This window comes from Pseudomonas sp. UM16 (genome assembly GCF_050312595.1).
GTDB lineage: Bacteria > Pseudomonadota > Gammaproteobacteria > Pseudomonadales > Pseudomonadaceae > Aquipseudomonas.
Window position 1 is genome coordinate 30836 of record NZ_JBNPJT010000002.1, and the last position, 14942, is coordinate 45777.

General features: G+C 59.0%; 12 protein-coding genes. 4 read left to right on the forward strand and 8 right to left on the reverse strand.

The annotated features are described in order from the left end of the window. Window positions 1-23 precede the first annotated feature (23 nt). The 3 genes from ACQRAX_RS02280 to ACQRAX_RS02290 all read right to left on the reverse strand — a co-directional run bounded on the left by ACQRAX_RS02280 (window position 24) and on the right by ACQRAX_RS02290 (window position 6571). Window positions 24-4532 carry an NEL-type E3 ubiquitin ligase domain-containing protein gene (locus ACQRAX_RS02280; RefSeq protein ID WP_412038394.1) on the reverse strand — a complete coding sequence of 1503 codons (4509 nt, stop codon included), beginning with the start codon at window positions 4530-4532 and terminating at the stop codon, window positions 24-26. Window positions 4533-4611: 79 nt separating this feature from the next. Beyond that, window positions 4612-5634, reverse strand: coding sequence for an AraC family transcriptional regulator (locus ACQRAX_RS02285; RefSeq protein WP_412038393.1), 1023 nt, complete (start codon window positions 5632-5634; stop codon window positions 4612-4614). A gap of 73 nt (window positions 5635-5707) precedes the next feature. Beyond that, a complete protein-coding gene (locus ACQRAX_RS02290) occupies window positions 5708-6571 on the reverse strand; it encodes a LysR substrate-binding domain-containing protein (RefSeq protein ID WP_412038392.1) in 864 nt (287 codons plus the stop codon). Between the two features lie 112 nt (window positions 6572-6683). Between ACQRAX_RS02290 and ACQRAX_RS02295 the strand changes: the two genes are divergently transcribed. Then, the gene (locus ACQRAX_RS02295; RefSeq protein WP_412038391.1) at window positions 6684-7790 is read left to right on the forward strand and encodes a 2-aminoethylphosphonate--pyruvate transaminase; all 1107 of its coding nucleotides are present in this window, start codon (window positions 6684-6686) and stop codon (window positions 7788-7790) included. A gap of 30 nt (window positions 7791-7820) precedes the next feature. Further along, the gene (gene phnX / locus ACQRAX_RS02300) at window positions 7821-8648 is read left to right on the forward strand and encodes a phosphonoacetaldehyde hydrolase (RefSeq protein WP_412038390.1); all 828 of its coding nucleotides are present in this window, start codon (window positions 7821-7823) and stop codon (window positions 8646-8648) included. Between the two features lie 54 nt (window positions 8649-8702). On the opposite strand, the gene ACQRAX_RS02305 is transcribed toward phnX, so the two are convergent. Further along, a complete protein-coding gene (locus ACQRAX_RS02305) occupies window positions 8703-9257 on the reverse strand; it encodes an NADPH-dependent FMN reductase (protein WP_412038389.1) in 555 nt (184 codons plus the stop codon). A 145-nt stretch (window positions 9258-9402) separates the two neighbouring features. On the opposite strand from ACQRAX_RS02305, the gene ACQRAX_RS02310 reads away from it, so the two are divergent. Further along, the gene (locus tag ACQRAX_RS02310; RefSeq protein WP_412038388.1) at window positions 9403-9621 is read left to right on the forward strand and encodes a hypothetical protein; all 219 of its coding nucleotides are present in this window, start codon (window positions 9403-9405) and stop codon (window positions 9619-9621) included. Here the strand turns inward: ACQRAX_RS02310 and ACQRAX_RS02315 are convergent. The 4 genes from ACQRAX_RS02315 to ACQRAX_RS02330 all read right to left on the reverse strand — a co-directional run bounded on the left by ACQRAX_RS02315 (window position 9605) and on the right by ACQRAX_RS02330 (window position 14032). Continuing rightward, window positions 9605-11866 carry an Orn/Lys/Arg decarboxylase N-terminal domain-containing protein gene (locus ACQRAX_RS02315; protein ID WP_412038387.1) on the reverse strand — a complete coding sequence of 754 codons (2262 nt, stop codon included), beginning with the start codon at window positions 11864-11866 and terminating at the stop codon, window positions 9605-9607. The genes ACQRAX_RS02310 and ACQRAX_RS02315 overlap by 17 nt on opposite strands. Window positions 11867-11943: 77 nt before the next feature. Continuing rightward, window positions 11944-12693 (reverse strand): DNA polymerase III subunit epsilon, encoded by a 750-nt coding sequence (dnaQ, locus tag ACQRAX_RS02320; RefSeq protein WP_412038386.1) that lies wholly within the window; start codon window positions 12691-12693, stop codon window positions 11944-11946. 83 nt (window positions 12694-12776) lie between these two features. Beyond that, window positions 12777-13223 carry a ribonuclease HI gene (rnhA, locus tag ACQRAX_RS02325; protein ID WP_412038385.1) on the reverse strand — a complete coding sequence of 149 codons (447 nt, stop codon included), beginning with the start codon at window positions 13221-13223 and terminating at the stop codon, window positions 12777-12779. A 50-nt stretch (window positions 13224-13273) separates the two neighbouring features. Further along, a complete protein-coding gene (locus ACQRAX_RS02330; RefSeq protein WP_412038384.1) occupies window positions 13274-14032 on the reverse strand; it encodes a class I SAM-dependent methyltransferase in 759 nt (252 codons plus the stop codon). Between the two features lie 79 nt (window positions 14033-14111). On the opposite strand from ACQRAX_RS02330, the gene gloB reads away from it, so the two are divergent. Beyond that, window positions 14112-14891, forward strand: a complete 780-nt coding sequence (gene gloB, locus ACQRAX_RS02335) for a hydroxyacylglutathione hydrolase (protein WP_412038383.1) — start codon at window positions 14112-14114, stop codon at window positions 14889-14891. Window positions 14892-14942 lie beyond the last annotated feature (51 nt).

Below are 14942 nucleotides of genomic sequence, written 5' to 3' on the forward strand. Positions count from 1 at the left end.
TTGGCCGGAACCCAAAACCAGGTTCAACGGCCTGCTTCGCCCTCCCGGTCAGCGGCCAGCGCTTCACGTGTGAGCTGCAGCGCCAACGCCTTCAGTGCTTCGTCTCGCTCCGCGTTCAATTGGTTGGCCTGCTCAAGGTAGTCGCCTTCTCGGACGTCCTGCCTGCTGTCCAGAGTGTCGAGTCGATCCCAGAATGGTTGCTCGAGCGCACTGAAGCGATCAGCATATTCACTGCGCAAGGCCTCCAGCCAGAAATCCCGTTGGCTGATGTATTGCGCCAAGGCATCACTGCTTTCAGCCTCACGAACGGCGTGCGCCGCATCGGTGAGCTGTGCTTCGCTGACTCCGGCGATCAGTTGAAACTGCATCGTCCCAGGTTGTCCCGGCAACTGAAGTTCTCGCGCCAAGCCGGTGCGGTAAGCCAGACTGACCTCTATTTCGTCAACCCCACGCCCGGCAGCTATGCGCGCATTGATATCCTCACGGGCAATCTGCTCGACCCGATCCAGGCGAAACAAACGCCTAGCCAAATCCAGCCGCGCCGCTTGAGCCTGACCAGGAGCGCTATACTGCAACGCGCGGGCAGCGAAATGCCGAACTTCCAGTGCACTGAAATTGGAGGTGACACTGTCCACACAGGTACGCGGGCTGGCAGCTAAACTGAACAGTTCCTCGCGCAGCGCGCTGTTGTTCTGCGCAGCCTCAAACATTTCCCATACCCGCCGCTCCAGGTCCTCATGGGCTTGATGAAAATCACTGGTGGCGGACAGCTCGCTGATCAGCTGGAAAAAATCGCGACTTTCAGGCTCGGCCCGCAAACGGTCCCAAGTGATGCGCCGTTGCCTTTGTACCTGCGGCTCGGCGTGTCGGGTCCAAGTACCCCGGCTGCCGTCCAGGTCCGGTACAGCGGGACGAAGTATCCGCAGATCAGGCGCATGCAAACGCTGTACTGTCACAGCAGAGAGCGCATTACCTTCTAGCGCCAGTACACGTCGAAATGAGCGCGGCGCCTGCAGGATCTCTTCCGGGACAACCGCAATCTGGTTGTTACGTAAATCTGCGTGCTCAAGCACACTGCACCAGAGCAACCCCGAAGGCATTGTTTGTAGGTTGCAGTTACGCAGAACCAGTTCATTCAAGCGCGAGGGCCGGCAAAATTGCAGGCTGATCGATCCTAGCGGGTTACCATTCAGGTTCAGCGTTCGCAGTTGAGGCAGATTGACCAGTACATTGACGGCAGGCTCCGTCATTCGAATGCGGTTGTCATTCAACCGCAGGCTACGTAGCTCGGTGAGCCACTCAATGCCATCGGGAAGTTGTGTAAGTTGATTACTGCCTAGATTCAGCCAGCGAACCCGCCTGAAGCTTCGCAGGAAGCTCACCGGGAGACGCTGCAACTGTAAATTGACCAGGACCAGATCGCTGACATGGCTGAAATCAACCCGGACCGATAACTCTGGCAACTCCTGAATCGCTGCACCGATCAGACTCAAACGCATACCCTGTCCTGGCCCCAGGTAATTGTTCAGAGGTCCGCCCTGCAACCGCCAGCAACGCCGCAACTCTTCTGCAACAGCCCGGCGCGCTCGATGCCTGAACGGTTGTGCAGCGCCGCTCTCCCACGCCACCAAAGCGTTGTCCAGCAACGTAAACTCATGCTCCTGGATCAGCAGATTGTCGAAGGCAGAACCAGGTGTGTGCAACAGCATATCGAGGTAGTTCTCCACCTCATTTTCGCTGAAGCCAATATAGAGGGCGCGAATCCGGGCCCGTAAAATGCTTTCGCCTTGATTACGTCCTCGGCCGCGCCCGCTGAGCAGGTAACCAACCCGGCCATCAGCCAAGCGTTGGCCGGGATTAAACCAGGGCTTGATCTCACGCCAGCCCAGTAACCGTTCAAGTTGCTGGCGACGGGTTGGCAGCCACGCTTGCAAATCGCGGCGTACCTGTTCGCTAGCCTTAGCGCCATTCCAGCCCAGACGTTGACGCTCGGCATCTGGCAGTACAGCAAGCAGCACCTGTGGCAAACCGGCCGGGTCGGCAACGTCGAGGTCCAACTCGTGCCCATGGCTGTCATACAGCCAAAAACGTCCTGCCCGCCACACCATCACACTGGCATCTTCATTCTGCGGAATCAGCACCGCCAGTCGACGACCACTGTCAGAGCCTTCGCGCAATTCAAGGTTGATGCCGCTCGGCCAATTGGCACGGTTGCGCAGCAGGTTGAACGCAAGGTCGACTGAGTCGGACTGGTAACTGCTTGGCAGAAATAATCCTTCCCGCACACGGATCAACCTGGCGTGGCGACGTAGCTCACGCGCTTGTTCCGCTAGCGCCAATGGAATGCGCTGCTCCTCAACCATACGTAACCGGTCAGCATCGGATGCCTGTTGCAGCAGGTGCAATGCATAGGCATCCGGTAGCCTGGGGAAGTCCCGTTGGACTAAAGCCAGCAAATCATCAGCAGGCAAATACTGACGGCTAAAATGTTCGAACAGCCCTTCACGCAATCGGTCGGCCTGAAAGAGCAAGTCGGTTCGTTGCTCAGCTGCGCTCAAGCCCGCAATATCAATTTCTGCCAGGCACCAAGCGTGGAATTCATGATCGCTGATCTCAGTCGAGGGCTGAGCCAATTCGGAAAAAAAGGTATAGATTCGCGCATCAACGCTGAAGCGCTCCAGAGTGTCGCGCAGACTCACCGGCAGCGGCCGGTTCTCCAATAACAGACCGCGCAGATGATCATCATCGACATCGGCGACCTGCAGGATCTGCTCAATCCGCTGCACCTCAAGATTGGCTGCTTCGGGCCACAGGCGACTCAACAACAATGCACTGCCTTGCCACTCAAAGGGACGCTCGAAGCTAAGACGCCAGCTGCGCTCGCCATTGAACTGCAGCAGCGGGCTGTAGACCTCTTGCCGCTGCGGGTGCAGCAGTTGCCAACGCCCATGCCGCTGACGAACTTCGTAGTAGATGTTGTCGTGCCGCCACCAATAGCGCTGACCATCGGTGTGTAAACCGTTGTCCAGCAACTGTGTGCGCTCGGGCACGTCTTGCGCCGTATAGGCGCCGATGTCCTCAGACCACAAGCGCCTGGTGCCAGCGTCCGTCGTTACAGGTACCAGACCGTCTACGAAATTACTGCGACTGAACCCTCGTGCAATGGCTTGCCCCCCTGCCCCGACAACGGCCCCAACCGCCAAGGTTTCGGCGACTCCCATCAGGTGTTCGAGGGCCTCATGTTGATGCCCCCGAGACCAATCACGGACACCTTCGTAGGTCTGTGAAAGGATTTGTACAACCGTCTGTGCCATCAGCAGGGTTCCCACCACCGGAACGAACAGGCCCGCCACGTTGAGCATAACCAGACCAACGTCTTTCATCTGTTCAATACGTCGCTCGGAGGCTGCGTGATCGGCATCCGCTGTCGGCACCAGAATTTTGCGGGCATCATCCTTGATACGTTCAACCTGGCGAGCAGCCAAGTCATCAAAAATATCGCTGGCACACACTTCCCCGGTAGGCTCCAGATCTGGAGAAGTATCGGCGAGTCTTTTGCCTAAGGTGGTAAGTAAGCCTGGTAAATGCTTGAGGGCGACACTTCGGCGCAAGTACGCATCAACATCGGGTTTGCGCAGGTCGATCGCCAAGTGCTCGTTCAATTGCGACCAGGCGTCGAAGCACTGCAGCGAACGTTCAGGAGCGTCCGGCAAATACAACACCACTCGCTGGACGCCCCCATCCGCGTCAAGATGCTCAAGGGCTAGTGCACCATCAACTTCATAGCCCAACAACTTAAACAGCAAAACCCGCCAATGGGGTCCCGGCGTATGGGGCCACGCCGAGTCAGCCACCAACTGCCCTAACATCAGCAGATCCGCTTGCGTAATTTCGCCCTTCATTGCAGCGATCTGCGCTGATAAAGCCAGCCCTTTGCGCTTGTCCTGCGCCAAGGTCGCCTGCATGCGCTCATCAAAGTGCTGCCCAAGATGAACCTGGTAGTCCTGACCTATATCCTGTTCGCGACAGAACAACGGGATGACAGCGGTCTGATCGCTCACCAGGTCAGCCTGATTGGTTGCCGGCTCAGGATCGCTGTCCGAAGTACTCAGGCCCGAGCCCAGATAAAAGCTCGCATCGGGTTCAAAGTTCTGCATCAATCGCTGCAAGGCAGGCGCGTGAAAGAAACGGATAGTGTCTTCTGGCAACACCTCTCCCGGTGGTACTCGAAACGAGCGCCGTACCTCTCGCCAATAGAGCTCGCGAAGCGTTTGCGGTACACCAAGGACCTGCAACAAGGGCTCAAGCCGGTTGACCGCATAGTCGTCCGGGGAAATGATTCCGGCACTCGCCTGATGCAGTTGCTCCTGACTCACGCTGTGGGCCTGAAAGCAGTCGCGTAAGGTATTAATCTGCTCCGGTGAGGCCCTGGTCAGCCAGGCAGGCAAACGCTCCTTAATGAAATCATCGGCTACATTGGCGAGTTTTTGGGCGTCGACGGGTGACGCAGCGCTGGGTGAATTCAGCGTCATGGCGGCCTTACCTGTGTTGGGTTGAAGCCGTCAAACTTCCCCTTTCCATATCAGGAAATGCAGCAGGAAGTATTCGCTCTCAGCCTTGTCCCTGTCCTTGCAGAATCACCGTTCGATAATGCCCTGGGTTGCAACCAAACCATTTGCGAAAAGCCTTGTAGAACGAACTGCTGTCAGCGAATCCAAGACGTTCGGCGATCTGGGCAAACCCCAACTCGACCTCGGCCAGCCAGGTAATCGCCAGTTCCCGTCGCACACTGTCCTTGAGCCCCTGATAGGTCTGTCCTTCCTCTGCCAGACGACGGCGCAGGGTCGAAGCAGACAGGCAAAGGTGGCGCGCCAGGCTGTCGGCGTCAGGCCAGAGGCCAGGATCCATCTGGCGCAGACCCTGGCGGATACGACGGGCCAGGCTGGCTGGATCGCGATATTTGACCAAAATATTGCCGGGCGCCTCGGCGAGAAAACGCTGCAATTCTTCCTCGCTGCGCCGCAGTGGCAGATCGAGGCAGTCCGCGGCGATGATCATCCGCGAGCGCGGGCGATTGAACTGGAGGTTTTCCGAGAACATCACCCGGTAATCGTCGCAGAAAGGCGGCTCATTGCAGCGCAGTTCGATGGCCAGGATCGGAATCCTGCGCCCTGCCAGCCAGCAAGTCACACCATGGACGATCATCCAGAAAGTGAAATAGGTAAAGGCACGCCGCGGCTGCTCGCGTGGTTCGCCGATGACGATCTCGGCAAGACTCTGCTGGCGCACCAAAGCCGGTTGCAAGTCTTCGAGCATCAATGACAGGAAGGTCAAGGCCGCGTCCAATCCGGTAGCCAGAGTCGGCTGGGCCATTGCCGCCCGGCACAGAAAAGCCAAGCTGCCAGGACGTAAACCACGCGGATCCATGCCGAAGAATTCGTCATTGCAGCGCCGTGCCAGCAAACGCCAGAGTTGTGCATAGGCACTGGCGGGTACCCGCGCATCGGCCTGTTCAAGCATACCTGGATCAATACCGATGCGACTGAGCAACGCCGCACTCGGCACTCCGGGCGCACAGCTTTGCAGCAGCGCTTCGCGTACCAGTTGCATGGAGATGGTGTCTTTACCCGCCATCAGCTGTACTTCGCCTTAGCCGTCTTGTTTGACGGCCATCTTAGGGGCCGCAACAGAAAATGCCAGCACCACTTCATAGCGTCGGCGCCAGGCTCAGGAACGCCTGAATCAAACGCAGTTCACGGCGACGTTCCAGGCAGCCAATCATGTGCTGGTTGACCAAGCCGGGACCGACAATCGGCCGCGCCACCACTCGCGGATCATGGCTGATTTCCACTGACGAAACGATACCAATGCCAAGCTCGGCAGCGACCGCTTCGGTCACCGCCTCGCGACTGTCCAGCTCCAGCAATACCCGAGGTTGAACCTTGGCTTGCACACAGGCCTGGTCGAAGGTGCGCCGGGTGATGGAGCTGGGCTCGCGCAGCACCATGATCTGCCGGTTCAGCTCGCTGATCGGCAACTGTTGTACCTCAAGTGCCCAAGGGTGACCTGCCGGTAACAATGCACAGATCCGTGATTCGCCCAGGCTTTGCAGGTGCAACCCTTTGCGCGGTTCGACCTCGGTCAAGACCGCCACGTCAGCATGCTCGCTCAGCAGCGCAGCCAGGGTTTCCTGGGCATTGCCTAACCGTAGATTGACGGTGATGCCGGGGTAACGTGCGCGCAACTGGGCAAGCATCGGCATGACCCGGTGCGGCCCGTCGGCGGCCACCTCCAGGCGCCCCGTGAGCAGTTGCCGGTTAGCCTCAAGCATAGCCTGGGCTTCCTCGGCCAGGCCAAACATAGCTCGGGTGATCGCAGCCAGACGCGTGCCCTCCTCTGTCAACTCGACCCGCCGAGCCGTGCGCCGCAGCAAGGTGATCTGATAGTGCTCTTCCAAGGCTTTGATGTGCCCGGTGACGGCCGGCTGGCTGATAAAGAGCCGCGCTGCCGCACGGGTAAAGCTGCCCTCACGGGCCACGGCATCAAATGCGCGAAGCTGGAACAAATTCATATCTATCGGCCTGACTGATGGCTGGCATAACAACAAACAATTTGATTGATGACGCACAGAATTGCAACTTAGGCCCCGTAGATTCAGCCCACCGCTTGTGAGGACCACCGGAATGAGTAACGCCCCGATTCTGCTGACCCCTGGCCCCCTGACCACCTCGTCCCGTACCCGCCAAGCGATGATGGTGGACTGGGGTTCCTGGGACCGCGACTTTAATCAACTGACCGCCAGCCTGTGCGAGCAACTGCTGGCCATTGTCAACGGCGCCGACAGCCACCACTGTGTGCCACTACAAGGCAGCGGAACCTTCGCCGTGGAAGCGGCAATTGGCACCCTGGTGCCGCGCGATGGCAAGGTCCTGGTGCTGATCAATGGTGCTTACGGTCAACGCCTGGCGAAAATCTGCAAGGTGCTGGGGCGCGCTTACAGCACCTTTGAAACCGCAGAAGACCAACCAACCACCGCTGAAGACGTTAACCGCCTGCTCAGCGCTGACCCGAGCATTACCCATGTTGCGCTGATTCACTGCGAAACCAGCACTGGCATTCTTAACCCGCTGGCCGAGATCGCAGCGGTTATTGCCGGGCATGGAAAGCGCCTGATCATTGATGCCATGAGCTCATTCGGCGCACTGCCAATCGACGCACGCGAAGTACCTTTCGATGCCCTGATCGCTGCCTCTGGCAAATGCCTGGAAGGCGTGCCTGGCATGGGCTTCGTTTTCGCCAACAAAGCCTCTCTGGCTGCGGCCGAAGGCAACTCACCGTCGCTGGCCATGGACCTGCAGGATCAACATGCCTACATGGCCAAAACCGGCCAATGGCGCTTCACCCCGCCCACTCATGTTGTCGCAGCGCTGCACGAAGCATTGTTGCAGTACAACGAAGAAGGCGGTCTGCCTGCTCGCCACCAACGCTATGCGAGCAATTGCAAGGTCCTGCTTGAGGGCATGGCGGCAATCGGTCTGCATAGTTTTCTGCCAGCCGAAATCCAGGCCCCGATCATCGTTACCTTCCATGCGCCGAACAATCCGCGCTACCAGTTCAAGGATTTCTATGAGCGGGTCAAGGCCAAGGGTTTCATCCTCTACCCCGGCAAACTCACCCAAGTCGAAACCTTCCGCGTCGGCTGCATCGGCGTGGTCGGCCCGGATGGCATGCAAGCAGCGGTGAATGCTGTGGCCCAGGTGCTGCGGGAAATGGAAGTACTGGATATTTAACGCGCTGACACTCTTTCTAGGAATCTACACATGAACTACAGCAACCCAACGCACCTGCAAGCGGCTATCCTCGACTGGGCCGGCACTGTGGTCGACTTCGGCTCTTTCGCCCCTACCCAGATCTTCGTCGAAGCCTTCGCCGAGTTCGATGTCGAAGTCTCCATCGAAGAAGCGCGTGGCCCAATGGGCATGGGCAAGTGGGACCATATCCGTACGCTGTGTGACCAGCCGCAGATTGCCGAGCGCTACCGCAAGGTGTTTGGTCGCGCCCCGACTGACGACGACGTGACCGCGATCTATGAACGCTTCATGCCCTTGCAGATCGAAAAAATTGCCGTGCATTCGGCACTGATCCCCGGCGCCCTGGACACCCTGACGGGCCTGCGCAAGGACGGCCTGAAAATCGGTTCCTGCTCCGGCTACCCAAAAGTGGTGATGGACAAGGTCGTAGAGCTGGCCGCGCAGAATGGCTATGTTGCCGACCACGTGGTAGCCACCGATGAAACCCCTAACGGTCGCCCGTGGCCGGCTCAGGCGCTGGCCAACGTGATTGCCCTGGGCATCGATGATGTGGCGGCCTGTGTCAAGGTCGACGATACCGTGCCAGGCATCCTTGAAGGTCGCCGCGCTGGCATGTGGACGGTGGCACTGGTGTGTTCGGGCAATGCGCTGGGGTTGACCTACGAAGGCTACCGCGCCCTGGCCTCGGACACCCTCGACAGCGAGCGCAAACGCATCCACGCGCTGTTCGAAGGCTCGCGCCCGCACTACCTGATCGACACCATCAACGAGCTGCCAGAGGTGATTGCCGATATCAACAAGCGCTTGGCGCGCGGAGAGATGCCGCAGTCGGTGTAAAAACTGCAGAGCCCTATCGCCACCCCTGTGGCAGTCGGCGATAGGGCTAGCGCATCACTTCTGATGGCGCTCGACCCACACTGCATATTTATCAATGAAGGTCTGTAAAAATGGCCGAGTTTTCTCTGCCAGCGTGCCGCTGTCATCGAACAGGCTCGCCGCACCACCGATATAGGCTTCTGGCTGCTGCATGCACGGCACATCAAGAAACACCAGCGACTGGCGCAGGTGGTGGTTGGCACCAAAACCGCCCACAGCCCCCGGCGAAACGCTGATCACCGCGCCCGGTTTGCCGCTCCAGGCACTCTGCCCGTACGGCCTTGAGCCTACGTCAATGGCGTTTTTCAATACACCTGGCACCGAGCGGTTGTACTCCGGGGTAACGAACAGCACCGCGTGACTGCCGCGGATCTGCTCACGGAAAGCCGTGTACGCTGCCGGCGGGTCAACATCAATGTCTTCGTTGTACAGTGGCAGATCGCCAATCTCGACTATCGTCAATTTGAGGTTCGCGGGCGCGAGCTGCGCAAGCGCCAGAGCGACCTTGCGGTTGAAGGATTCCTTGCGCAGGCTGCCGACAACGACAGCTACCGAATACACCTGACTCATGGTGATTTCCTGACATGTTGGACAAAGGAAGCTGTAGGTATAGATGATCTATCGCACAGCTGAAGTTTTTTTCCACGCCCGCAAAACTTACCCGGCAAATCAGTGGTCTATGCCTGACAGAAAACTTTTAGAGGTTGCACGGTAAATGACAGCAGTACTGGTCGGACAGTTTCATGCACGGGACGCAGAAGGTCGCATCTACCCCGTTCATGAGTTTCAGGAAGCCACCCTTGAGGCCGACGGTAGTGCCACATCCCTGCCGATCACCACTTATAAGCTGGCGATCGGTGACAAGGTCAATCACTTGGGTGACAACCGCTTCGAGCTGGCCCGCAGCGGTGTCGAGATCATTCGTATTCCTTGATGCAATCGACGGTATAGACCCGCCCCTGGGCCCCACTCTCATGCTGCAGGCCATGCACATCGGCGACAAAACCGGGAAAGCCGCGGTCAAACGCGGCGGCAAAGGTCAGGTAGTCGATGATCGAACGGGTTGCTTCGGTAAAGCGTTCGCCCGGCATGACCAATGGAATGCCAGGCGGGTACGGCACCAGCATCACCGCACAGGTACGTCCGAGCAGTTGTTCGATCGGCACAGCTTCCACCTCGCCACGCACCATTCGGTCATAGGCATCGGCGGGCTTCATCACCACTTGCGGTAAACAGGCGAACAGTCGCTTGAGCTGTTTGGCGACGGCATTGCTGCGGTAGCAGGTGTGCAACTGGTCGCACAGATCGCGCAATCCCAAGTCCTGATAGCGCACAGGATCGAGTCGGGCAACACTGGGTAGGCACTCGAGCAAGTCGGCGTTGGCGTCATAGTTACGTTTGAACTCCAGTAGCTCAGTGAGCAAGGTGCTCCACTTGCCCTTGGTGATGCCCATGGAGAACAGCACCAGGAAGGTATAGAGCCCAGTCTTCTCCACCACCAAGCCACGCTCCCAGAGAAACTTGCTGACCACCGCCGCCGGGATACCGTGTGCGCTCAACGCGCCACCCGCATTAAGCCCAGGGGTAACCAAGGTGACCTTGATCGGATCGAGCAGCACATAGTCATCGCTGACAGCGCCAAAGCCGTGCCATTGCGCCTGCGGCTCGAGTAACCAGTCGGCAGTACGTACTTGCTGGATTGCCTCGACCTGCGGTGGCTGCCAGATACTGAACCACCAGTCATCGGCAGCCATATGCTCGCGCAAATTGGCCATAGCCCGGCGAAAGCTCAAGGCTTCCTCGAACATTTCCTGCATCAGCGACCGCCCGGTTGGCCCCTCCATCATCGTCGAGGCCACATCCAGCGAGGCCAGAATGCTGTACTGCGGCGATGTGGAGATGTGCATCATGAACGCTTCATTGAAGCGATCACGGTCCAGCTGGCGCGCACCGCCATCCTGCACATGGATCATCGAGGCCTGACTGAAGGCGGCTAACAATTTGTGAGTCGAATGGGTGCTGAACACCAGCGGGCTGTCGACACTGCGGGAAGTGCCCATGGCATAGCGTCCAGCGAAGAACGGATGAAAGGGTGCATAGGCGTACCAGGCCTCATCGAAATGCAGCACTTCGACACTACTGCCCAATACCTGCTTGATCAGCTCTGCGTTGTAGCACAGGCCGTCATAGGTGGAATTGGTGACTACCGCCATTTTGACCTTGGGCGCCCGCCCTTGGGCCAAGGGATTTGCCTCGATCTTGGCGCGGATTGATTCAGCGCTGAACTCGCTCAGCGGAATTGGCCCGATGATACCCAGCTCATTGCGCTCCGGGCACAGGTACAAAGGGATTGCACCGGTCATAATGATGGCGTGCACCACCGACTTATGGCAGTTGCGATCCACCAGCACCAGGTCATCGCGGCCGACCATTGAATGCCAGACGATTTTATTGGCCGTGGACGTGCCGTTGATGACAAAAAAAGTGTGATCGGCGCCGAAGTTCTTCGCCGCCCGGGCTTCGGCCGCCGCCAGAGGGCCGGTGTGATCCAGCAACGAACCCAGTTCAGGCACTGAGACCGAGAGGTCTGAACGCAACGTGTTTTCGCCAAAGAACTGATGAAACGCCAAGCCCACCGGACTCTTGCGATACGCCACACCACCGCCGTGTCCTGGCGTGTGCCAGGAATAGTTGGACTGCGCGGTGTGCTGCACCAGCGCTTTGAAAAATGGCGGCAACAATCCATCGAGGTAATTATGTGCCGCCCGCGCCACTTGCCGGGCCAGAAACGGCACAGTGTCTTCAAACAGATAGAGAATTCCGCGCAGCTGGTTCAGCTCGCTGATGACATCGGCAGAAGCGTTTTCCAGGGTCAGCTGTTCGCCCAAGGCGAAGATCGGCAGGTGTGGTGCACGCAACCGCGCCAAGCGAATCAGCTCGACCATGTTCTGCAACCAGTGGCTATTGTCGGCCGTGCCTTGGGCCGCAATCAGCATGGCGGCCATGCCGTGATGGGTCGAGGCAACCAGGCGACCTTCAGCATAATCGACCGCCGGAACAATGCTGAAACCGTCTTGCGCCAGTTCCTGGGCAATACCGCGCACCCGCTCGCCAGCGACGGTATCGGCCTTGATATCACGGTGAACGATCAGGACAGGGAACTTGAGGTCCTTGTACATGAGGGGCGCCTGCTGCAAATGACGGGTCGGTCATTTCAGGGTAGAAGCTCGCCCGCCCCCTTGCGCGGCAATCTGCTTTAGTTGGCTTCGGACAACTGCTGCCACAATGCCGGGCCACCGGTCGATTTGGCCACCGCTTCCAGGCGTGCCAGGTGCGCTTCCAGCTCTTGCTCAGTGGCGTGGATGATGCGCCCCGGTTGCCGCCCGGTGATACGGCGGATTTCGCTGCCGCGACGCGATTCGCTGTCTTCCTCGCCCTCGCCCCCCTGCCCGGCCAGCGACAAGCTGGTCTGGCCACCGGTCATGCTCAGGTAGACATCGGCCAGCAACTCCGAGTCGAGCAACGCGCCGTGCAATTCACGACCAGAGTTGTCGATACCGTAGCGTTTGCACAACGCATCAAGGCTGTTGCGCTGCCCCGGGTGGCGCGAACGGGCCATCATCAGGGTATCGAGGATGGTGCAGTGCTGGGAGATATCGGCGCGTTCGTGCTGGCCGATCAGGGCAAATTCGTTATTGATGAAGCCAACGTCGAACGCCGCGTTATGGATAATCAGCTGCGCGCCCTGAATGAAGTCGAAGAACTCATCGGCGACTTCAGCGAACCGCGGCTTGTCGATCAGGAAGCCGTCGGTGATACCGTGAACGCCGATAGCACCTTCGTCACTCTCGCGATCAGGCTGCAGATAGACGTGAAAGTGTCGCCCGGTCAGGCGCCGCCCCATCAGTTCGACACAACCGATTTCGATAACCCGGTGGCCGTCGGTGACCGGCATACCGGTGGTTTCGGTGTCCAGGACGACCGACCTGTTGCTCTGAATCTCCACGCCGGTGGTCTCCTGTCGCGTACAGCTTGTCTGGTTAGCCCGCCATTCTACCTCAGCTGAAGGCCGAGTGGCGGCTGCGCTGCTCAGCGCAGGCCGCGCACTTCGTCGACGCCGCGGTTGGCCAGTTGGTCGGCGCGCTCATTACCGTGATGACCGATGTGCCCGCGCACCCACTGCCACGTCACCTTGTGACGGCCGACCTGCTCATCGAGCAACTGCCAGAGGTCAGCGTTCTTGACCGGCTCCTTGGCAGCCGTTTTCCAGCCTCGCTTTTTCCAGTTGACCATCCATTCGTTGATGCCCTTCATCACGTACTGGGAGTCAGTTACCAACAGCACTTCGCACTCGCGCTTGAGCGCTTCGAGGCCTTTGATCGCTGCCATCAGCTCCATGCGGTTGTTGGTGGTCTCAGGCTCGCCGCCCCACAGTTCCTTTTCGACGCCCTTGCAGACCATCAGCACACCCCAGCCGCCCGGGCCAGGATTGCCCTTGCAGGCACCATCGGTAAAGATCTCGACGCTATCGCTCATTTACAGCCTTTTCATCAATGATTGCGTGCCGCACCTTGCAGGCCCGGCACTTAAGGTTCGGAATGGCGGCGGTTGATCTTGGCCATCGGCAAAGGCAGCAGTTTGCCCATCGGCTCACGGCGTTCCAGGCGCAGTGGTCGCAAGCCAACCACCATTTTGCGCGCCACCAGCAGGTAGACGCCACCGCCTGCGCCTTGCCAGCCACCGGCCACCCGCTCCCAGCCAGCCAGACGCTGTTGCCAGGCCGGGGACGCGAGCGGCGGACGATAGCACCCGAAGCGGCGTTTCTCCAGCGCAAAGCCCAGCAGGTTGAGCCAGTCACCCACCCGTGACGGTGATATGCAACGGGCCTTGCGCAAGGCATCGTGGGCGAACACCCGGCGCACTCCCCAACTGCTCCACGGATTGATACCGATGATCACCAGGTGGCCACCTGGCCGTACGCTGCTGGCCGCTTCGCGCAGCAGACCGTGGGGCGACAGGCTGAAGTCCAGGCCGTGTTGCAACACAACCACATCGGCAGCATGTTCGCTCAGTGGCCAGGCCTGTTCTTCGCAGACAATCTCAACGCCCGGCAGCGGCGCGCCTAAACGCACGTTGCGCTGAACTTGTGGGGCTTTGGGTGGCGGCTCGGCACAGGGGCCGTAGTGCACCAGGTAACCCCCGAAATAACGCCCCAACTCTTCTTCGAGCAGGCGTTGTTCCTCATGAAGCATTAACTGCCCCAGGGGGCCAGCGAACCAATCGCGGGCCAGGCTGATCAGCTCAAGCCACTGCGGATCGGCCTGGGCAAAGGCTTGATCGGTCATTGCAGTCTCCCTTGAAGGTTCTCGACAGCGTGCATAGCTACTAAGATGCACCTATGTCCCACGTTTGGCGAATCGCACCATGATACAGATCGACGCCCTACCCGCTTTCAGCGACAACTACATCTGGTTGTTACAAGATTCTGCCAGCCAGCGCTGTGCAGTGGTCGACCCGGGTGACGCAGCTCCGGTGCTAGCGTGGCTCAAGGGCCATCCAGGCTGGCAACTGAGCGACATTCTGGTTACCCACCATCATCACGACCATGTTGGCGGTGTCGAACAGCTCAAGGCCGCCACCGGTGCGCGAGTATGCGGCCCGGCCAACGAGCGGATCCCCGGCCGCGACCTGGCCCTGGACGACAACGCCAGCGTGTGCGTCCTCGGCCTGGATTTCCAGATCCTTGCCGTACCCGGACATACCTTGGGGCACATTGCTTATTATTGCGGGCAAAACGCCACCCCGCTGCTGTTCTGTGGCGACACCCTGTTCGCCGCCGGCTGCGGTCGTCTGTTCGAGGGTACGCCAGAGCAGATGCACCATTCACTCGAGCGCCTGGCCAGCTTGCCGCCTCAAACCCTGGTGTACTGCACCCATGAATACACCCTGAGCAACTTGCGTTTTGCCAAAGCCGTGGAGCCAGAAAACCGGGCCATTGCCCAACGCTTCGACGACGTTAGCCGCCTTCGCGAACACGATCGCATCACATTGCCATCAACCTTGGCACTGGAAAAACTCACCAACCCGTTTTTACGTACCGCCGAAACATCCGTTAAAGAAAAACTAGACGAACGGAATACCCTGATAAACCCTACGTCAAGTACTGTTTTTGCTGGGTTGCGGGCTTGGAAGGACACGTTCTAAACAGCCTCTGCTAGGACCGGGAAGTTCTCAAAGGTTGACCGCAGGGGGGCT

Bases quoted from the DNA above. Each gene is read 5' to 3' on its own strand.
- ACQRAX_RS02280 (WP_412038394.1), bottom strand. From the start codon at position 4,532: ATGACGCTGAATTCACCCAGCGCTGCGTCACCCGTCGACGCCCAAAAA.
- ACQRAX_RS02285 (WP_412038393.1), bottom strand. From the start codon at position 5,634: ATGGCGGGTAAAGACACCATCTCCATGCAACTGGTACGCGAAGCGCTG.
- ACQRAX_RS02290 (WP_412038392.1), bottom strand. From the start codon at position 6,571: ATGAATTTGTTCCAGCTTCGCGCATTTGATGCCGTGGCCCGTGAGGGC.
- ACQRAX_RS02295 (WP_412038391.1), top strand. From the start codon at position 6,684: ATGAGTAACGCCCCGATTCTGCTGACCCCTGGCCCCCTGACCACCTCG.
- phnX (WP_412038390.1), top strand. From the start codon at position 7,821: ATGAACTACAGCAACCCAACGCACCTGCAAGCGGCTATCCTCGACTGG.
- ACQRAX_RS02305 (WP_412038389.1), bottom strand. From the start codon at position 9,257: ATGAGTCAGGTGTATTCGGTAGCTGTCGTTGTCGGCAGCCTGCGCAAG.
- ACQRAX_RS02310 (WP_412038388.1), top strand. From the start codon at position 9,403: ATGACAGCAGTACTGGTCGGACAGTTTCATGCACGGGACGCAGAAGGT.
- ACQRAX_RS02315 (WP_412038387.1), bottom strand. From the start codon at position 11,866: ATGTACAAGGACCTCAAGTTCCCTGTCCTGATCGTTCACCGTGATATC.
- rnhA (WP_412038385.1), bottom strand. From the start codon at position 13,223: ATGAGCGATAGCGTCGAGATCTTTACCGATGGTGCCTGCAAGGGCAAT.
- ACQRAX_RS02330 (WP_412038384.1), bottom strand. From the start codon at position 14,032: ATGACCGATCAAGCCTTTGCCCAGGCCGATCCGCAGTGGCTTGAGCTG.
- gloB (WP_412038383.1), top strand. From the start codon at position 14,112: ATGATACAGATCGACGCCCTACCCGCTTTCAGCGACAACTACATCTGG.